The organism is Treponema sp. R80B11-R83G3 (assembly GCF_054786115.1).
This window is the reverse complement of record NZ_BDHF01000019.1, coordinates 1-21,004: the sequence shown is the minus strand read 5'-3', so window position 1 is coordinate 21,004 and position 21,004 is coordinate 1. Positions and strand designations below refer to the sequence as shown.

Genomic DNA, 21,004 nt, shown 5'->3' with positions numbered 1-21,004 from the left:
ATATCCATCGTCAGCGCTGTATGCGGATAAATTATAATCATTAAGAACAAACGGGCAATATTCTATATTAAATTTTTTCCTGTAATTTTTTCCGTAATTTTTACTATTTCTTGAAAAAATTGTTCTTCAAATTGAGCGGAATTAGAAGCAATATTATCAAGATTTGGACGGGTTTCTTCTGTTGTTGTTTCCCAAGTATTCCATAATTCTTTTGCTAAATCAACGCTGTCATTACTTGGTAACAATACATGATACTTGTTAAAATAAAATTGTTTTATATCCTTAATACAATTACTCATTATTTTTCAGAGCTTTCTTTATCTCATCTTCTGTATTTACATTATAATTGTTTATCTTGAGATTTTTGATCTTTCGTTTTTGGAGAAGGTCGTATAGAAAACATACGATAACTCCAACGCCAACATCGCTTAATTTATCTATAAAAAAACTTAAAATTTCCTGCTCGTTAAAGTTTTTTGCTTTATAATGAGGAGGAATATTTGCTCTATAATCACCAATCATAAAAAAGAAACCATTAGAATCTTCTTTTACATCAATTGCAGTTGGCTCCAATAAAATTAATTCTGCTTTATTAATATTCATATTGTTACCTTAATACCCATAAATACGATTATGCAAAACAAGTATTTTTTGTCAATCGTTTTTGTACTGAACTGTTGTCCATTTCATGCGCCTGATAATTTTTTCTGGGTTGCCAACAGGTCTTTTGCAAGTTTTAATAGTGTTTTCTGCGTTTCGGGCAACAGGCCGTTGTAAATTTCAAAAAATTCTTTTTCGTAGGGAGAGGCATCGGCGAACATTTCTCCTTTACCGGTTCGTAGCCAGTTTTCATTGACGCTAAATGTCATACATATCAATTTGATATTTTTTTCGGTTAGGGTGTTATCTCCAAGTTCAATCATTGAAAGAGAGGTACTTTTCATACCAAGTTGTTGTGCAAATTCTTTCTGATTAAGCTTCAAAGCTCTGCGAATAGCTCGAATTCTTTCCTTCATATTATATATTTTAAACTAATAATAACAAAAAATAACTTAAAAACAACCGGGAATAACGGATTATTGTAAATGGATTTTTTATTAAGCTATTGACATATTCCATTAAATGGTACTATTATACTATTAAATGGAATATGGTATGGTAGATGAATTCGAAATCAGAGAAATTTTCAATGAATTAACCTCTCATAATCAAATGAAATTAATCACCCGTGCCAGACAATTTCAAATTATTCAGAAGGAAAAAAGGAATGAAAAAATTGTTTTTAACAATGGGAATATTGGTTTATGCGCTGATATTCGGGACAAAAGAGGTATGTGCCCAGACGGTGATGACTCTTGATACCGCAATCAGTAACGCGGAAAAAGAATTATCAAGCAAACTTAAACAAGACAGCAAAATAGCCATATTATCCATGAGTTCCGGTTCTGAGCGGCTGTCAACTTATGTTATCGAAGAATTAACATCTGCCTTTGTTAATAAGCAGAAGGTAACGGTAGTAGACCGCTCCCAGCTTGATCTGATTCAACAGGAAATGAAATTTCAATATTCAGGAGAAGTTAGCGACGCTTCCGCACAGGCTATTGGTAAAAAGCTAGGCGCTCAGTATATTATTACCGGCTCATTTGAATCGTTAAGCGATTATTACCGCTTTCGTATTAAGGTTATTGAGGTTGAAACTGCTGTTATTACAATGACCTACTCAGCGAATGTTCAAAATGACAGGATTGTCGCATCATTAATGAGTGACAGCGGGTCGCAACCATCTGTGTCTACCTCTAAAGAGGTAAAACCTAAAGAAGTAAAGCCAAAAGTGAACTATGTAGATGATTTTACCACAGGTCAACGCTGGGGAACATGGGCGCTTAATTTTGTCCTGCCAGGTCTTGGTTCTTACGTTGTTATGAAAGATAAAACCGGCGGTACATTCCAACTGATATCTGGATTGGGTGGATTAGCAATTTTTGGGACAAGCATGATGTTATTTACTTCTGGTAAACTTGAATCTACACCATTTATTGTTATTGAGGCTACAGGCGAAATAATGTGGTTTGTCAGTCAAATTTATAACATTGTCAGATCCGCCACCTATCATAAACCTCAACCTAAGACAGCGTTATTATTTGATCCTTCGGCATTGAATATTGTATTTCTTCCGGCAAGCAACGGAAAAATTGATAAGGTACAGCTTTCATATACTATGCGTTTTTAATGCAAGGGATGACGTATTTGTGCCCGGTTGTCTGTTTTCTTTCAGAATATTTATACTATTATAATTGTACAAAATCCTTTTTTTGATTATACTAGAAAAGGAGTTATTGTATGCTTGAGCGTGAAAATGCTTTTTATATGGCACACCAGGCTGAATATCAAGAAAAATATCTTTATAAATGGCTCGTTATAGCAAACGAGTCTCTGTTTGGAATTTATAATACGCCAAAGGATGCTATTATGACGGCTCAGGAACACTTCAAAGACGATGAATTTCTACTGCGCCGACCTGTTGATGACGATATGACGCTTGAAATCGGACCTATGGGAGTTGTACGCCTGCGCCGCCCATACGATACAAAAAAGCCACGGATTACTTCGGTTATAACGGCCTCTAGTGGTGAACTTCTGACTATTCCTTATGTCTGAATACCGAGCGTTTACCGCTTTATATGATGGGATGACCGACGAACTAACATCTCCGGCAAGTGTATGGTCGGAATTTGTTATGGGTAAACCGCTTTCTCTTTTATCATACCGCCGTTTCCTGATCGTATAAACTTTGTTGATAAAGCTAAAACCGCCAATGAGCAAAAAAGTCAGAACCACTGATTAACTTGATTTAAGGATTAACTATGATTATAATAATAAGACTAATCTGATTCATCAATGGTGATTAATCAGGTTAATCAAGTTAATCAGTGGTGGTTAATCAAGTTAATCAGTGGTGGATTATGATTAAAGAACAGTATAAATATTCTGAATTAACAGGCAAGATAATTGGCTGTGCTATGGAAGTACACAAGATATTGGGCAACGGCTTTCAAGAAGTCATTTATCAGCGAGCGTTAGCAAAAGAAATGGTTTTGCAAGGTTTGGTTTTTGCCAGAGAGTTCGAAATGCCTATTAATTATAAGGGAAAACGAATTGGTACAAGGCGAGTTGATTTTTTAGTTGAAGGAGTGGTATCTGTAGAGCTGAAATCTGTGGTAAAAATAGAAGATGTGCATTTGGCTCAAGCCATTAATTATTTGGAAGCATATAATTTAGAGATTGGTTTGTTGATAAATTTTGGAGCTAAAAGTTTAGAATTTAAACGGCTCATCAATCCAAAATTTAATCAGCAAAGTCTGGACCACTGATTACGCTAATTTACCTGATTAACTATGATTTGCCTGATTAACGCTGATTTACTTGATCAACTATGATTTTTTAATGAGTGGATTTATCTGCCTAAGCGTATCAATTTGTTATAATCAGGAGTATTTAATCTGTGAAATCTGGTTAATCTGGTTAATCTGGTTAATCTGTGGTTCAGACTTTTTTTTGGTAATACCACTTTTTCTTCACACGTTATAAGCGGTTTTTTTAACGTATACCAATCTTATTAGTGCCTGTTCACGGTAAATCTAAAAAAAGGAGCAGAGCTTGCCGGAAATACCCGGTTCGCTCCTGCTCCATAGTTGTCTAACCGCTCAAAAACGGTTAGACATACTCCTTTTTTAGTACCTCTCTATTTTTTTAATTCTTTGTCACCTGAACCAAATCATACGGGATGGTTGCATCGAAACTATAAGGCTGAGAAGCTCCGTCGCTAGTACCGCTTAATGTTTCGATGGCATAGGTGCTGAATTTTATAGTTTTGCCGTCGTTTGTAACTTCAGCAATACAGTAACTCGGTATATAGGGCTGAACATAAGCTGCGTTGGAAACAGGCTTATAATTGCCGGTACGGTAGTCGCTACTGCCGAATTTAGTGGAGCTAGTACCGTTTTGGTCTGTAACTTCTCCCAGATACGGATAAGTTGTGTTATCCTTAACATACACGGTATCGGTATATAAAAATTGAGGATCCCCTGCTACTGCGTAATACTTCAGTCCACTACCTGTTGTAAATGTAAGATAAATGGGTTTGCCAGGGCTGGTGGTATAGTTAGCTTTGGTATACGTTTTGCTGCCTACTGTTAAATCAGCACCGCTGTTCTTATCTGGTACGGAGACCATGCCGTTATCCTTGCCTTCCAGCGGATAACTGCGGGCGTATACGTGATCGTGTCCGGCAAGTACAAAATCAACATTTTCTTCGGACATAACTTTTTCAAAACCGGCTTTTACATAACTTTCTATATCCCTGTCCGCGCAATGGTCGGCAATACTGGCGGTAGATTTGTGGTGCTGGACAATAAGCCAACGGTATTTTCCTACATTAGCGGCTTTTGCCCTCTGGATTGTAGTTTTATACCTGGCGACATTTGCGGTGGCATCGAAAGCGTTAAGATGGCTAGCGCCGGGGGTAGGCGCATAGGGTGCGGTATTCAGTACTACAAAAAGGATATTGTTGTAGAGGTAATAATAGTTTCTTCCCTTCTCAGTGGCAACTGTTTCATCTGCAAAGTCGATCTGCGAATTGGGCAGGTTGTAGTGATAGTTAAAATTAAGGTGATTGTCGTGGTTACCGGATACGGGTGCAAAAGGAAGATTCCTAAGTCCCGGCGGGGCATAGAAGAGAGTGTATTCAGTTTCATTACCTCCTGATGCATCAACCTGATCCCCGCCGCTTACTATAAAGCTAACGTCGTGGCTTACAATCTTCACCATTGTATCCAGCCAGCCTCTTCCGGTTTTCGATGTTTCACCGCCAACTAAGGTGGGAACATACCGATTGTTTGCGTCCCAAGTTGTGTTGTGAAGCTGTGGGTCAGCTATTACGGCAAATTTCCAATTACCTGTAGCGGCAGGAATTTTGAAGTCGTAAGCGGGGCTCCAGTGAGTCCCGTCGCTGGACACTGCGTACTGGTAACTCGCACCCGGTTTTAGTCCTGTTACTGTAGCTTTATGCTGGGTATTGCCAGTAGTTCCTGCGGCTGTCGCTGCTGCTTCGGTTATTTTTGCATCACCTTCTTTAATCAACTCTGTACCATTAGTAAAAGTTCCTTTAACGAATCTTACTTGTGCAACTTTACCGGCTTCGGCTCCTGAAGAATACCAGTTAAGTTTAATCTCCGTTGTGTCATTTCCGGGTTGTAAACCCAAAGTTAAAACGCTGGCGTTACTGGAAACTCCCCAATTCAACCCGTCGTCTCCACTGACGTAATTTTTAGGTGTCTCTACAATTGTTTCTTCACCGCCTTGTTTTCCTCCCGTGTCATCTCCGGGACACGCTACAACAACAATTGCAAAAGCCGCCGCTAAAAGCAAAGCAATCAATTGCAATACCGATTGTTTTTTAAATATTTTAGATTTCTTAAAAAACATGATATCCTCCTTAGATATTTTTCTGATAAAAAAATACAAATCGAATGTTAGAAATATGAAAGGAAAATGTTTAATTTTGGTTAATTTAGATATGTTAAAAAATTGTTAAATATGTTATAAATTAATAAAACGTATTTTCTTCTTTAATAAGAGGATTTACTATCAAACTCAAGGAGAAAGAAATGAAGGACAAGGTTATTATTTTTGCATCATTGTTATTAATGATTACGGCTGTGGGAGCGTGGGCGCAGAATTTACCCAACAACATTTGGTCATCGCCCCAAAGTACCACTACAGAGGGAAGATACCGCAGCAATGCGGATGACTTTATCCGTCCGGATGCATATACCGGAGTAAAGTTTAGCAAATGGTTTGGATTGGTATCCTTTTTACATGAATCAACAAACAACAGCGCTATCGCAAATGTCGGTTTTGCAACCAAAGCAAATGATGTTTATATTGGGGCATTCTACAACGGCAATTTTTGGGCAGGCGCGCCGGCGAATAATTACATTGAACAAGAACCTGCTACAGTGCCAAATGGCGGTGTTGCCGGAACGGTTTATGATGTCTACCCTAACATTAGCGTTACGCCATCTCCTGTCAACAATGCCGCAATTTTAATCGGTGTTGCTAATATGGGATTTAGGCTTACCTATCGTACTAACTATCAATTCTTCAATGAAAGCGACATTGTAACAGGAGTTACACAGACTTCACCGGGCCAGTTGTATAGTAACTATCAGTCTGAAAACGGCTATCTCGCCCCGCAAATAGCATGGGCAATGGCGAAAGATTTAACCCAAAACGGAATCAGGCCATATGTAACCGTCGATCTGGTATTCGACCGTCTTTATCAAAAGACAGAAACTGTAGGTCCTGATGTCCCCGTCGCCCCCAATCCTGTCGGTAATACCGGTGCAAAAATAGGGCGTTCAGAGAATCACTTTGACCCGTCTCTTTCCGCCGGGCTTGGCGGTTATACCTTCTACAATAAAGACGGTTTTAAAGGTTCATTCGATTTTGACTATGTACTTACCTTTAAATTCTACGATAATGAGTACAGTTATGTTGAAGGAAACACGTACAAGATCGGTAATATCAAAGGAATATATACTACTGGAAATAATCCTTATCTTGAACAGTCTTATTTATCAAACTTGCTTACCCCTTCGCTCAGCGGTTCATGGAGCAAGGACAAAGTTGCACTCAAGTTTAAACTTAACTTACCATTAACGCTGGAGAACCAAGAAAAAAACATTATGAATTTGAATGCTTCCAATAATTTGGTCTATGACGGCGCAAGTACTGCATATACCACCTTTATATTCAGACCTGACCTGCGGCTTGCCATGCAGTACAAGATCATTCCCGACAAGCTAACCTTGAATGCCGGTGCGCGGATTCAGGCTACAACGCTTACTCTGGAAACTGTTTCTATAACAAACTATAACATGGGTACAAAAACCTCCACACAAACACAGCATAACAAATCGTTTAGCAATGGCGGTACCGGTACCCAATTCGTCAACCGTTTCCACATCGGCGCCGCGTTTAACTTTTCAGAAAATGTCTGGGCGGAAGCCACTACCGGAGTTTCAAACGCCTACGGTGACGGAGCCATTGACATATTTGCGCCCGGTGGACTGTTCTCTTTTGGAAGCATACTAGTCGCGTTGAAGTTTTAAGATAATTTACCACGAACCACACGAACCTGACCACTCCAGAGTGGTCAGGTCGTTGTTTGTGTGGTTAGTGGTAAAATTCAAACTTATTGGACATCTCCATTTCTTTTACTAAAATTTAATTTTTTCTAAATACTCTTTTAACATTCGTTTTGTATTTTTCCGGTATATAAACTGCGATCTGACAAAACGAACAGTTAGGAGAAGATTATGTCAATAAAAAATTTTAGAAAAAAATCAACAATATTATTAATTTTGCTGCTAGCCATTGGGTGGCTTGCCATTGTTCCGGCTTGTAACAATGGAACCAATTTCGAACCGGGTCCCGATATACCGATTGTTCCGGTGATGCCGCCCTTTGATCCTATCGAGGCTGAAACGCTGTGGGTGGACGGGAATGTCACCGTTGACATTTTCAGTTTTAACGACTTCCACGGTTCTGTAGACAGTTCTGCGTCCGCTTCCAATCCGGGAGCGGCTAGGTTTACCGCAATCGCAAAACATTTAATCTCCCAATCCGAACACTCCATGCTGTTGGCAGCCGGAGACAACTATCAGGGTTCGCCGCTGTCCAATTATTTTTACGGTGAGCCGGTCTCAAAGATGATGAAGGCGCTTGGGGTAAAGTATTCTGTCATAGGCAACCATGAATGGGATTGGGGTGCCGACAAGCTTGCGAAATTTATGCAAGACGGGGATATTTCGTTCATTACCGCAAATATTTTTTTGAAAGGCACGGACAATAGGCCTGATTTTTGCCATCCTTACGTTATCGCAAACAGGGCGGGAAGGCGAATCGGCATTATCGGTCTTACAACCACGGTAACGCCCGATATAGTTTCGGCGAGTATTACCGGGGAGTATGATTTTAGAGAGCCGGGTGATTGGCTCAAAGACATGGTTAATGATTTAAGAACCGTAAAAAACTGCGATGCGGTTATCGCCCTTACCCACATGGGTTCAAGCGGCAGTGGAACAAATGTAAGCGGCGAAGGGGCAAAGCTCGTGAAGCCTGACAACATGGGATTTGACGCGATCATTACAGCCCATACGCATAATACCGTGTCCGGTACGGTAAACGGCGTACCTGTCATTCAGGCAAGCTACAACGGAAGAGCCGTGGGCAAGCTGAGTTTAAATTTTAATGGACACGATCTTGTTAGCGTCACGCCTAGCGTCATTTCTAATTTTACCGGCAGCTCTATTCTCCCGACCGGTACGGTTGATACGGAAATAGCGGACATGATTGCCGGATATGACGCGCAAGTCGCCCCGATTATGAATGAAGTTATCGGTAAATTTGGCAACGCCCAAAGTATCGGCAAAGACGCGTGGGCAAACAAGCTGGTATTTGATTACATAGTGCGCAAAGCTGGGGAACCCGGATGGAAGGCAGGGCCGGGCTGGCAAGATTTTGTTCTGATACAAAACTCAGGCGGTTGGAGAAGCGTTACGCTGGGCGGCCCCAATGACAATGTGACGGTGGGCTTTATGTGGACGCTGATGCCCTTCGACAATGAAATCTACTTGTTCGAGTTACGGGGCGACTATTTGATGAATCTCCTAAGAAGGATGCCGGTCACCGGAACGGGCAGCCTCCTAAGCGCACCCGTCATAACAAACGCCAGCGGTTCCGGCAGTAACTGGACTATCTCATCGACCGGCGAACAGATCGATCCAAAAAAACTTTACAAGGTGTCTATGAACGACTTTATGTTCACAGGCGGCGACAACTACGGCGTTGAAGACTATGCGGTTTACAACCCCGACACTTTGATTCTGGGCGTTCCACTCCGTAACGGAATGATTGAGCAAATGAAATGGAGAACGGCACACGGAACTAATCCCGGACAACCCGAAATCCCGCAGGAAACCGAAACCGAGACGCACAATTCTGCGGAGTTGAACATTCATTTTTTGAAATTGGGCAATCAGTATACAGGGGACAGCATATATATAAAATACGGCGATGTTGAAATTCTTGTTGATGCGGGTTCAAGAAAATCTTCCGCGCCTACCATTAGAAACTACATAGATCAATATAATACTGACGGCAAACTTGAGAATAACCGTACCATGCCCGCCGCTTGGAAATAGAAATTAATTAAATTTGTTAGTATTATATTATTTTTTAATTCATTACTAATAATAATTTCATTTTTTATTCACTCTCATCTAACACACATTCTTTATTTTATGGGTACTATCCCTTAGTGATAGGTATGTTTTTTAAAGATGGAGGAAGTTTATGAAGAAAAATTTTAAATCGTACATTGCGTCTGTAACGATTATTGCGTTGATAGCAATATTCGGATTTGTTATGGCTGGGTGTGAACAACCTACCGACAGCAGACAGCCCCCAACAGCGGAAACTTCGATAACGGAAATTCCGACTGGCACAACCGTCAACCCCATAGCCTCTGACTTTAACATTAGCGGAACCGGAACGGTTAATTATGACGGCAACCCCAAAGAGGTAAGCATAACTCCTAAAGCGGGCAAGTCCCAAGGACAAATAACCATCTACTATACGGGAATAGACGGCACTGATTACGCCAAGAATACAACCGCGCCTTCAGCAACGGGAAAGTATTTCGTTACTTTTGACGTTGCCGTAACGGAAGGTTTTAACGCAAGAGCCGGTCTGATAGCCGGAACGCTCATTATTAAAGAGGTATTTGTAATTACCGACCTGAATAGAAAAATTGACTTTGAAAGCGATTGGGACAACAGCGGTTACGGGGAACGATCAGTAAGCTGGGGTGGATACGGATGGACGGCCAGCGGCGTTGTAACTACTACGGACGACAGAGACCGCCGTGACGGCGAAAAAAGCATACGTCTTCGCGGCAATGATGGCGACAACTGCCGTGTCGAGTTAGACAGCTATTTAATCGGCATAAAGTCAATATATTTTGACTATGCTTCGTATGGCACGCACAGTAACGGCATTATATCTGTTTATTATCAGATTAAGGGTAGTGATTGGGTAAAAGTCGGCGAAGTTATCGCTCCTTCATGGGATGAAAATGAGGGTATGCTGAGCGAAAAATTTGACATCAATCAAGCGAATGTGCGTTTTAAAATTGTAAGGGAAGGCGATCTGGCAAACTTTACATCGATCAATGTAGACAATATCATCATCACCGCCGACAGTGAAAGTTCTTTCAATGTAGTTGCCGTTGACCCCATAGCCTCTGATTTTAACATCAGCGGATTCGAGGCGATTTATGACGGCGAACCCAAAGAGGTAAGCATAAAGTCCAAACCGGGCAAGTCCCAGGGTGATATAACTGTCTGGTATGAAGGGATAGACGTGGATTACACCAGGAGAACCGACGCGCCTTCGGCAGCCGGTAGATACGTCGTTACCTTTGATGTTACGGCAGCGGCAGGTTTTAACGCGAAAAACGATCTGAGCGCGGGAACGCTCGTTATTGAAGCAATCAACGATCCGCATATCGTTGTTGATTTTGAAGACAGCGCATGGGACGGCGGTAGTTATACAAAGCGCACGGTAGACTGGGGCGGATACGAATGGGCAGTTAGCGGCGTTGTGAGTACCACAGATTCAAACGACCGCAAAGAAGGTGATAGAAGCGTCCGGTTCCGCGGCGGTAATGTGAATGACACGGGTGATAATACAAACCGCGTTGAGTTAATGGATTATTTAGCAGACGGCATAAAGTCAATATCTTTTGACTACGCCTCGTACAGTTCACATTCAGGCGGTACAATAATAGTCTACTATCAGAAAGAAGGTGAGGAGTGGGAAGAAGTTGGTAAAGTCGAAAATATTCCCTCGTGGGTTAACGGGGGCAGCAAAATGCTGAATGCCAAATTTGACGTCAATGTAACAGGTAATGTGCGCTTTAAAATTGAGAAACTCTTTGTCGGTTCTGGCAGTATATCGGTCAATGTAGACAATATCCGCATTACCTATTAGTTAGAGTCTGTCCATAAAGCAAATGTTATGGACAGATATTAATTAACATAAAAGGGGCTGTCCGTGAAAAGGGCAGTCCCTCTGTACATTCAATGTTTTTGTGCGATATAATTAGAGAGTAATATTATGACGAAAGATAAAGACAACGAATCGCAACATTCTGAAATAAGACTGTTTCCAATTATACTTTTAATTATTGCGATTATCTTTTTTAATATTTTTTTCTATTACAGAAACGGATGCGCCATATTATTGAGTCTTAGCAATCTTACTTTCACCATGACGCTTATTCTTGTTTTGATAACGGTTTTTTATGAAATAAATAAATTTGATGGATGGTTTAAACAAAAGCAATTAAATAAAATTATTGGGTTTTTTAAAAGAAAATTTAATAAACGCGGATTAAATATAGAGGAAAAGAATGAAGAACCGCAAGAAACCGAAAAAATAGAAAATACCAACAACGTACAACAGGAAGGCTTAATTGAAATAAAAAAGGAAAATGTTTTACAGCCGCATAAGGAAAGCGTAAGTCTTGAAAAGCGTATATGTTCTTTTGTTTATATCATTTTCTTTTTATGTATAGCGTTTTGGCGTATAAGCGGAATTTTTAAAATTTTGCCTTTGTCTTATATTGAAGATAACCAACTCGGTATTGTAGACGCGGTATTACTGCTTATACTCCCATGTGTAGCAGTTCTCTACCTTAAAACGCGAAAAGACAACGATTCATGCTCTACAGACAAGATTTCCCGCGATATTCTCACCTTTTTTTCATACACTTCATTTTTCTATGCGGCAGTTATAGCTGCGGCTTCGGTACTTAAAATAAATATTTTTGTAATGTTAAAATGGGTTTATTATGCCGTCTCGGTTTATCTTGTTGTTTCGCTTGCGGTTAATATTTTGCTTTCAATGTTAAAAGGGAACATTTTAAATTTTGATTATGCGCTATTTCCTAAATTTTTATTGTCAAAGGATCAATTTGCGGAATCAGCGGCTAAATGGAAAATATCGTTAAAATCGCTGTATACAATACGGTATACGTTAAAAATTTTACCCGCTCTGGCACTTGCCCTAATTATGGTTTTATTTCTTTCAACAATCGTTTTTGTAGTACAGCCTCATCAACAGGCGGCAATTTATCACTTTGGTAAGCTGGATCGTTCTTCCATAAAAGACTCCGGGTTGCATTTCAAGTTTCCCTGGCCTGTAGATAAAATGGAAATATACGATGTTCATCGAGCCGCTTCCATGCAAATCGGCTATGAATCATCGGGAAACGCGAATTTTTTGTGGACGCAAAAACACGATATTGGCGAGTATATGCTGTTACTTGGCAATGGCAATGAAATGGTCGCGGTCAATTTAAAAATTATATATGTAATTTCCGATTTATATTCGTATATCAAAACCTGCACAAACGCGGAAGCTGTATTAGCCGCCGCCGCTTACAACGCGCTTATGACGCGCACTATCAATACTACGCTTGACTCATTCTTAAACGAAGACAGAAATTCCCTTTCGGTATCCGTACTAAACGAGTTATCTGATTTTTGTAAGTCGGAAAAACTGGGGTTTTCTATAATTCAAGTTGTTATTGAAAACATACATCCTCCGGTGGATATTGCGGACGTTTATCAAAAAGTTGTAAGTGCTTCAGTTGATAAAACCACGGCGATTACAAAGGCTCAATCTTACGCCGAAGCAAAAGTCATAGATGCGGCAAAGCAGAGCAAACGCTCCATTGACAATGCAAGAGCCATGCAGTACAGCAGGACAAGCGACGCTCAAAAAGAGACGGCTGTTTTTTATGCGGCGACAGATGCGTATAGAATCTCTCCCGGTTCATACCAATTAACCAAAAACCTTGACGTATATCAAAAAATTATAAGAGGTAATAAAGTGTATGTATTTTCACGCGGAGCGGAAAACGCTGTATCAAAATTTATTATAGGAAAAGTAAACACTGTTAATTTGTTAGATGCAAATAAAGGAGACGGCAATGAGTAAAATGTACAAAATATTATTTGTTTTAATTTTTATTATTATCGTAGTGGCTGCTGGATTCACATTTACCGTAAAAGAAGGTTATAGTGTTATTATTTCACGGTTTGGGAAAATTATTAATGTGCATAACGCCGCAGGTTTGTATTTTAAACTTCCGTGGCCTGTTGACAAAGTAATAACTTATGATACCAGAAATCAATATATGGATTCCGGTTATAATGAAACCCTAACAAACGATAAAATTAATATTATCCTTCAAACATATATTGTATGGCGAATAACAGATATTAAAAAGTTTCATACAAGCATAGGAAATTATAACGCCGCGCAAAGGCATCTTAACGACTTGGCGGCAACTTCGAAAAACAGCGTTCTTGGAAATTACAAGCTTTCTTCGCTGGTGTCAACTAACATTGAAGAAATTAAAATAGATGAAATATGTAAAGCCATAGAAGAAAAAACCGCCCAATCCGCGCTTGCTAATTACGGCATTGAAATTCAAACCTTAAAGATAAAACGGCTTGCGTTACCCGAAGCAAACATTAAGAGCGTTTTTAATCAGATGATAGCGGACAGGCAAAAATATGTTTCTCAGTTTGTTGCGGAGGGGGAACGGGACTCTGCGATAATCACGGGAGAAGCGGACGCGAGAGCCGCAGAAATCTACGCGCAGGGCAAACTTGAAGCGTCTCAAATTGACGCTGAAACAGAAAGAATGGTTGCGCGTATCTACGGCGAAGCTTATGACAGAAACTCAAGGTTATTTGTCTTTTTAAAAAGACTGCTTGCGCTTGAGAATTCCGTAAATGCGGACACGACAATTATTATGCGGGCGAATGAATCTCCGTTTGATGTAATCACAGGATCAAATTAGGATAACGGCAATGAAAAACAAGATTTTTATCGTTTTTACCCAAATAATGGAATACATTATCAAGTATTTCAAATTTACAGTATGTTTTGCAGTAGTTCTTATCGTTCTTTCCGGCATATACCGCGTTGAAAGCAGTCAGACCGCTATTGTGCTTCGTTTTGGCAAACTGCTTGGCGACTCAAGCGAAAAACAAATTAAAAAGCCCGGGCTTCATTTTGCTTTTCCGTTTTTTATCGACAAAGTAATAAAAATACCGGTACATACCGTACAAGAAATTGAAGTTACTACGCACTATAAACCGCAAGGAAACGTAATCTCCTCCGATATTGATAAAAACGGCTATGTGTTAACAGGCGATAAAAATGTAATACTTGTAAAGGCAAAAATAAAATATCAAATAAATGACGAAGTACGTTATACGTTATTTATAAGCGATGCCGAGAAAATAATTGACGGCATAATCAGCGGAGAGTTGACTTGTATAGCCGCACATTCTGACGTGGATTCAATACTTACAAGCGGCAGAGCGCAATTATCAAGTGGCGTTATGCGAAATTCGCAAAATATTATTGATTCATTAAGATTGGGGATCATTATTTCCGGCGTAGAGCTGACTGAAATTACAGCGCCCGCCGAAACGATACGCTATTTTGAAGAAGTAAGAAACGCCGCTATTTACAAGTCAACCAGTTACCAGCGGGCGCAGGAATACGCTTCTACGCGGATACTTGGAGCGCAAGCGGCTGCAAACACTCTCAAACAAACAGCCATTTCACAGCAGGCTGAAAAGTTGACAAAAGCCCGTGGCGAAATGGCGGAGTTTTACGGGTTGTATGACCAATACGCGAGAAATCCGCAAATTATAATGTCCGGTACATTCAGGCAAAGGGTGGGCGCGGTTTTGAAAAAAGCGGGCAAGTCAATAGTGATTCCGGCAGGCGCAGAAGCGCCGACTTTCCTGCTGCCGTAAGGAGGATGTAATGAAAAACATGGTTAACATTGCAGATAACGATCATCTTTCAGATAACGAAAAATTAAATTTTAGAAACAGCATATTGTCAGTTTCAGGCGCGCTTGTATGTCTTGCGGTTGCCATTATTTACGGGAAAATTTTTCCAGGGCAGGATGTGATTCAGGCGCTAATTTATCTTGCCGGTATTTGCATAATTGGAATCCCAATGATAATTACCGCAGTACAGGGGCTTGTTTCCAAAAACATGAGATACGCCATGGAAATACTTGTCTCGATAGCGATGATTATATCAACTTTAAGCGGACAATTTTTGCTTGCAATACTCATTCCCGTAATTCTTACTTTTGTTCATTTTCTGGAAGAAAAAAGCATCATGGGCGGACGTGACGCGATTGAAGGTTTAAAAACAATGCAGGCGGAAAGAGCGATTGTAGAAAAGGACGGAAAAGAAAATGAGGTTGGCGCGAAGGAATTAAAAACCGGTGATATAATTATAATAAAGCCCGGTATGTCCCTGCCTGTCGATGGCGAAGTTATTTTTGGCACGTCAAGTATCGATCAAAAATCACTAACAGGCGAATCAATACCGAAAATTGTCGAGATAGAAGATCAGGTATTTGCCGGAACTGTAAATATAGACGGAAACATAAAAGTTAAGGTTACAAGGGAATACGCCGACACGTCTTTTCAAAAAATAGTAAAACTGCTTGAGGAGTCAGGACAAATACAAATTCCCGATACCAAAATTGTTGACAAATTTATTTTCTACTATATTCCCCTAACGCTTGTTACCGCTCTGTTGGTGTGGCTGTTTACGCAGGACATTAACAGGGCGATTGCGATACTTGTCGCGAGCTGTCCATGCGGACACCTGCTTATTAATTCCGCCCCGATGATAGCGGTATTGGCGGCGGCTGCAAAAAAAGGAATCCTAATTAAAAATTCATCGTTTGTGGAACACCTTTGTGAAACTGATTATCTTATTTTTGATAAAACAGGAACCATAACAAACGGTATTTTAGAAGCCAGTAATTTTCACTTGGATCACGCTCGTGATTTTAATGAGCTTGTTATGACGGCTTCCTGTGTAGCTCACGGCTCGCTTCACCCAATATCAAAATCAATTATTTCGTTATGCGAAAGAAAAGATATAGACAGGGATTATGAAATAAAGGAACACATCGGCAAGGGAATTGAAGGCAAAAAAGGAAACGATACTATTTATCTTGGCAGTTATAATTGGATACGCTCACTGGGCTACGATGTAAGCTCCCAATACGAAGATGCCGGGACTTGCGACTGGGTTGTAAAAAACGGACAAATTCTAGGTTGCATTGTATTCAAGGATACGCCGAGAGACGATGCCGCTCAGGCTTTAAACGAACTTAAAAATCTTGGAGTGGCAAAAACCTGTCTTTTAACAGGGGATCATTTTCAATCGGCTAAAAAAATTCAAGACGCTGTTGGAATTGACGAAATGATGTGCGAATTACTGCCTGAGCAGAAACTTAAACACGTTGAAAAAATGATGGAAAACCACACTGTTACGGTTATCGGGGACGGTATCAACGACGCGCTTGCCCTCTCACAAGCTCATGTGGGTATAGCAATGGGAGCGATGGGTTCCGATACGGCGATTCAGAGCGCGGATATTGCTTTAATGAACAACAATCTTTCCAATATTCCATACGTAATCAAGCTGGCGCAAAAGACAAAAAACACTATTTATCAGAACATTATTCTGGCATTCTCTGTAAGTATTATCATGATATTTTTGGCAGGAGCCGGAATTATAACGCCAATCGCCGGTGCATTTTTCCACAACATTGGCGCTTTTTTAGTATTAATTAACAGTAGTTTATTGACAAATACTTGACAAACGGCTGAAATTATGTTAACTTTTAATTATCACGAGGTATTGGCATAATGGCATTTTTAAAGAAAAAGAAAAAAATCCTTGCGGTTGATGACAGTGAAATCGATCTTGATTTGCTCGAAGCTCTGTTACAAGACAAATACACTGTTCTTCCGACAAAATCTGGAAAAGAAGCTCTGGATTATTTGCTTCACTTTAGTAATGTTGATTTAATTTTATTAGATCTGATAATGCCGGAAATGGACGGCTGGGAAACATTCAGCCGAATAAGGGATTTAGGCAATATTACAGATGTTCCAATAGTATTTTTAACGTCTGTTCATGGCGAAGAAGAACAAAAACACGCAAAAGAAATAGGGGCTGCTGATTATATTTTTAAACCATTTTCAAGAGAAGAACTGATAGATAGGATAGAAGTTATACTGAAGAAACCCCCTGCAAAAAACATATACCCTTTCCTGAATAGCGACCAATTCTAGTGATCAGGTCTTCTTAAAAACAATTCCTTCTTTATCTTTGGAAACATCGGCGGTTACTGTATCTCCTTCGCGGATGGTTCCCGCTATGATCTGCTTTGCAAGCGGGTTTTCAAGATCGCTTTGAATTGTCCGTTTAAGAGGGCGCGCGCCAAACAGCGGATCGTATCCGCGCTCGGCAAGCAGGGACTTTGCCGCATCTGTCAGCGTGAGCGTGATCTTGCGCTCCGCAAGCCGTTTGGAAAGACGCGTTAGCTGAATGTCAACTATTTTGCCGATTTCGCCCTTGCCAAGACGGTTGAAAATTACTGTCTCGTCAATGCGGTTGATAAACTCAGGCCTGAAACTGTGTTTTAAAAGTTCCATCAGCGAGTTACGCAAGGTTTCAGGATTTTTCGCTTCCAATATCAAGTCAGAACCCAAGTTGCTTGTCATGATGATAATTACATTTCTAAAATCGACAACGCGCCCTTGTCCGTCCGTCAAGCGACCGTCATCGAGTATTTGTAAAAAGACATTAAACACTTCAGGATGGGCTTTTTCAATTTCATCAAAAAGAATCACGCTGTAAGGCCGCCGTCTGACTGCTTCTGTCAGTTGGCCGCCCTGCTCATAACCAACGTAACCGGGTGGTGCGCCAATCAGGCGGCTTACCGAATGTTTTTCTCCGTACTCGCTCATGTCGATTCTGGTGAGGGCTTTTTCGTCATTGAATAAAAAATCCGCCAGTGTTTTGGCGAGTTCAGTTTTTCCCACGCCGGTCGGCCCCAAAAAGAGGAAAGACCCCAACGGGCGCGCCGAGTCGGATAAACCTGACTTGTTCCGCCGTATCGCGTCGGCGACTGCGGCAAGGGCTTCATCCTGACCGACAACGCGCTTTTCAAGAGCTTTTTCAAGGTCTAAATATTTTTGCAATTCGCCGGAGAGCATCTTAGAGACGGGAATACCCGTCCACATTGACACAACTCCCGCTATGTCTTCTTCGCTGACTTCTTCGCGTAACAGAGCGGAAGCCTCGCCGCCTTTTGCGTTTCTCTTTTTCTCCATTTGATCCGTAAGGGCGGCAAGTTGTTTTTGCGCTTCGGGAATTTTTCCGTGTTTTACTTCCGCCGCTTTTGATAGATCGCCTTCGCGCTCATAGCGGGTCTCGTCAATTTTCAGTTCTTCTATCCGTTGTTTTATTTCGCGGATTTTTTGAATGTCAATTTTTTCTCTTTCCCAGCGGGCGTTCATCGCGTTACGCTCGGCTGTAAGATCGGCGATTTCTTTTTCCAGTTTTGTCAGGCGGTCTTTGGAAGCCGCGTCATCTTCACGCGAAAGAGCCTGCCTTTCTATCGAGAGCTGTAAAAGTTTGCGCTCCAATTTATCAAGTTCCGTCGGCCTGCTGTCCAATTCCATTTTAAGGCGGCTTGCGGCTTCATCAACAAGGTCAATCGCCTTGTCCGGCAAAAAGCGGCTTGTAATGTACCGGCTGGACAATGTTGCCGCCGCCACAAGAGCCTCGTCTTTAATCCGCACGCCATGGTGGACTTCGTACCGCTCTTTAAGCCCGCGCAGAATTGCGATTGTATCTTCCACGGAAGGTTCCGCCGTGTACACCTGTTGGAAACGCCTTTCAAGCGCAGCATCCTTCTCGATATGTTTTCTATATTCGTCTAACGTTGTCGCTCCGATACAGCGCAATTCCCCACGGGCAAGCGCGGGCTTGAGCAAGTTCGATGCGTCTGTCGCCCCTTCCGCTGCTCCGGCACCCACAAGCGTGTGAAGCTCATCAATAAAAAGAATAATTTTTCCGTCTTCCGCCTGCACATCATGGATAACTGTTTTTAAACGTTCTTCAAACTCGCCTCGAAATTTCGCTCCCGCGACAAGGGCGCCAATATCCAGAGCGAGAAGTTTTTTCCCTTTCAATCCATCCGGCACATCACCGGCAACAATCCGCCGCGCAAGCCCTTCGACAATCGCCGTCTTTCCAACGCCGGGTTCGCCAATGAGTACCGGGTTATTCTTTGTTCTGCGGGACAGAACTTGCATACACCTGCGTATTTCTTCATCGCGCCCAATAACGGGATCAAGTTTCTCCTGACGCGCAAGAGCGGTAAGATCTCTGCAGTAGCGATCCAACGCCTGATATTTTTCTTCGGGGTTTTGATCGGTTACTCGCGCGTTTCCCCTAACGTGTTTCAACGCGCCAAGAATCGCGTCCTTGTTAACGCCCGCTTTTTTAAGCAGTTCCGCCGCCTTGCCTTCGCTTGCCGCAACGGCGATTAAGATATGCTCTGTGGAGACAAACTCGTCTTTCAGCGCCGAAGCCTCAACTTCGGCTTTCGCTAAAATCTTAGATAATGCCGATGAGTAGAAAACCTGCGCCGCTTCCCCGTAAACCTTTGGCGTTTTATTAACAAGAGCCTCAACATCGGAGGAAAGCTTTGCGGCATCGCCCCCTATCCTCTCAATAATCGGCATAACAATTCCGTTCTCCTGGCGCAATAACGCCAGCAGTAAATGTTCGCTCTCAATCTGAGAATGGTCGCTTTTCTGCGCTATACCCGCAGCCTCGTTTAAAGCTTCCTGAGCTTTAATAGTGAATTTGTCAAAGTTCATAGTATTAACAATATGCAAGGTTTTTATTTATGTCTAGGGGAGTTTATTTGAAAATATTTCACACTTGTTATTTGTAGTAAACTCTAATCCATCTTTGTTCGCTCTGGTTCGTGGTAAAAAAAAGAATTATCTGCCCTTATAAGCTAGATAGACGTGTTCCCGAGATTATTCCACTTTGAAGCGCGAAACCTCATGTAACAAATCGTCAATGGCTTCACGGTTCTTTTGGGTCATCTCATTGACATTGTGTACCGCCGTGTTAATCTGTTCCGATCCTGATGCCATTTCGTTCATGCCGCCGGTTATTTCCTGCGTTACTTTTTCAAGGTTCCGGCTTTCATTCATAACTTCCTGACTGCCGTTAAGCATTTCTTCGGAACCGCTTTTTACCTGCCGGGTAAGTTCGTTCAAATCGCCAACGCTTTGCAGGATTTGCTTGCTCCCCTGTCCCTGCTCTTCCATCGCGTTGCGGATATTATCTTCCTGATCCGATACCGTCTTTACGCCTGAATCAATCGCCTCGAATCTTTTTAGCACATTGTCGGTTGAGCTTGTAATTTTTTTGATCGACTCCGCTATCTTTTTAAGTACCGTGCCGATTGTTTTGGACTGCTCGCTGGAACTTTCAGCCAGCTTGCGGATTTCATCGGCGACTACGGCAAAGCCTTTTCCCGCTTCTCCGGCATGAGCGGCTTCTATTGCCGCATTCATCGAAAGTAAATTTGTCTGGCTGGCGATGTTTTCCATTACTGAATTAATTTCCAAAAGCCCCTCGGACTCACGGGCTATCTCTTGAATATCAGACGCTACTTCCTGCAATCCATTGCGGCCAACTTCGGATGCGTCTTTTAATGATTTTACATTAGCGGTATTGCTGACAAGCGTATTGGTTACTGAACCTATATTTGCCACCATTTCCTCAATGGCGGATGACGCTTGTGAAACATTTCTGCTCTGCTCTTCTACATGGCCGTTGAGTTTGTTGATGTTGGTAATAACCTGTTCCATAGTGGCGTTGGTTTCGGTTACGCTTGCGCTCTGGTTTATGACTCTGCCCTTTATGCTCTGTATATTGG

Annotated in this window: 17 protein-coding genes; 11 read left to right on the top strand and 6 right to left on the bottom strand. The window is 41.5% G+C overall.

Going from position 1 to position 21,004, the window contains the following annotated elements:
- Positions 1–62: 62 nt before the first annotated feature.
- From ACYVRH_RS04690 to ACYVRH_RS04680, 3 genes are all read right to left on the bottom strand, one after another.
- Entirely contained in the window at positions 63–299 is a 237-nt protein-coding gene (locus tag ACYVRH_RS04690) for a hypothetical protein (protein ID WP_461255771.1), read from the bottom strand.
- Positions 292–603, bottom strand: a complete 312-nt coding sequence (locus ACYVRH_RS04685) for a hypothetical protein (protein ID WP_461255770.1) — start codon at positions 601–603, stop codon at positions 292–294. The genes ACYVRH_RS04690 and ACYVRH_RS04685 overlap by 8 nt, the downstream gene beginning before the upstream one ends.
- A gap of 83 nt (positions 604–686) precedes the next feature.
- Positions 687–1,016: a helix-turn-helix domain-containing protein gene (locus ACYVRH_RS04680; protein ID WP_461255769.1), complete on the bottom strand. Its 330-nt coding sequence runs from the start codon at positions 1,014–1,016 to the stop codon at positions 687–689.
- Between the two features lie 251 nt (positions 1,017–1,267).
- Between ACYVRH_RS04680 and ACYVRH_RS04675 the strand changes: the two genes are divergently transcribed.
- The 3 genes from ACYVRH_RS04675 (at position 1,268) to ACYVRH_RS04665 (ending at position 3,371) form a co-directional block, all read left to right on the top strand.
- Positions 1,268–2,230 (top strand): CsgG/HfaB family protein, encoded by a 963-nt coding sequence (locus tag ACYVRH_RS04675; RefSeq protein ID WP_461255768.1) that lies wholly within the window; start codon positions 1,268–1,270, stop codon positions 2,228–2,230.
- A gap of 110 nt (positions 2,231–2,340) precedes the next feature.
- A complete protein-coding gene (locus tag ACYVRH_RS04670) occupies positions 2,341–2,658 on the top strand; it encodes a hypothetical protein (RefSeq protein WP_461255767.1) in 318 nt (105 codons plus the stop codon).
- A gap of 305 nt (positions 2,659–2,963) precedes the next feature.
- Positions 2,964–3,371: a GxxExxY protein gene (locus ACYVRH_RS04665; protein WP_461255766.1), complete on the top strand. Its 408-nt coding sequence runs from the start codon at positions 2,964–2,966 to the stop codon at positions 3,369–3,371.
- A 379-nt stretch (positions 3,372–3,750) separates the two neighbouring features.
- On the opposite strand, the gene ACYVRH_RS04660 is transcribed toward ACYVRH_RS04665, so the two are convergent.
- Positions 3,751–5,484 carry a purple acid phosphatase family protein gene (locus ACYVRH_RS04660; protein WP_461255765.1) on the bottom strand — a complete coding sequence of 578 codons (1,734 nt, stop codon included), beginning with the start codon at positions 5,482–5,484 and terminating at the stop codon, positions 3,751–3,753.
- 182 nt (positions 5,485–5,666) lie between these two features.
- On the opposite strand from ACYVRH_RS04660, the gene ACYVRH_RS04655 reads away from it, so the two are divergent.
- The 8 genes from ACYVRH_RS04655 (at position 5,667) to ACYVRH_RS04620 (ending at position 17,327) form a co-directional block, all read left to right on the top strand.
- A complete protein-coding gene (locus ACYVRH_RS04655) occupies positions 5,667–7,172 on the top strand; it encodes a TDE2508 family outer membrane beta-barrel protein (RefSeq protein ID WP_461255764.1) in 1,506 nt (501 codons plus the stop codon).
- Positions 7,173–7,379: 207 nt separating this feature from the next.
- Positions 7,380–9,266 (top strand): bifunctional metallophosphatase/5'-nucleotidase, encoded by a 1,887-nt coding sequence (locus ACYVRH_RS04650; RefSeq protein WP_461255763.1) that lies wholly within the window; start codon positions 7,380–7,382, stop codon positions 9,264–9,266.
- Between the two features lie 151 nt (positions 9,267–9,417).
- Positions 9,418–11,115 (top strand): MBG domain-containing protein, encoded by a 1,698-nt coding sequence (locus ACYVRH_RS04645; RefSeq protein WP_461255762.1) that lies wholly within the window; start codon positions 9,418–9,420, stop codon positions 11,113–11,115.
- 126 nt (positions 11,116–11,241) lie between these two features.
- A complete protein-coding gene (locus tag ACYVRH_RS04640) occupies positions 11,242–13,128 on the top strand; it encodes an SPFH domain-containing protein (RefSeq protein WP_461255761.1) in 1,887 nt (628 codons plus the stop codon).
- Entirely contained in the window at positions 13,121–13,999 is an 879-nt protein-coding gene (hflC, locus tag ACYVRH_RS04635; RefSeq protein WP_461255760.1) for a protease modulator HflC, read from the top strand. Before ACYVRH_RS04640 ends, hflC begins: the two co-directional genes overlap by 8 nt.
- Positions 14,000–14,009: 10 nt before the next feature.
- On the top strand, positions 14,010–14,969 hold the full coding sequence (hflK, locus tag ACYVRH_RS04630) for a protease modulator HflK (RefSeq protein WP_461255759.1): 960 nt from the start codon (positions 14,010–14,012) through the stop codon (positions 14,967–14,969).
- 10 nt (positions 14,970–14,979) lie between these two features.
- Complete coding sequence (locus ACYVRH_RS04625; protein WP_461255758.1) at positions 14,980–16,848, top strand: heavy metal translocating P-type ATPase; 1,869 nt, start codon at positions 14,980–14,982, stop codon at positions 16,846–16,848.
- Positions 16,849–16,898: 50 nt separating this feature from the next.
- Complete coding sequence (locus tag ACYVRH_RS04620; protein ID WP_461255757.1) at positions 16,899–17,327, top strand: response regulator; 429 nt, start codon at positions 16,899–16,901, stop codon at positions 17,325–17,327.
- A gap of 3 nt (positions 17,328–17,330) precedes the next feature.
- Here the strand turns inward: ACYVRH_RS04620 and clpB are convergent, their stop codons facing one another.
- Both clpB and ACYVRH_RS04610 read right to left on the bottom strand, forming a co-directional pair.
- Positions 17,331–19,928 (bottom strand): ATP-dependent chaperone ClpB, encoded by a 2,598-nt coding sequence (gene clpB, locus ACYVRH_RS04615; RefSeq protein WP_461255756.1) that lies wholly within the window; start codon positions 19,926–19,928, stop codon positions 17,331–17,333.
- 165 nt (positions 19,929–20,093) lie between these two features.
- The coding region (locus ACYVRH_RS04610; protein WP_461255755.1) for a methyl-accepting chemotaxis protein at positions 20,094–21,004 on the bottom strand (911 nt) is incomplete at its 5' end.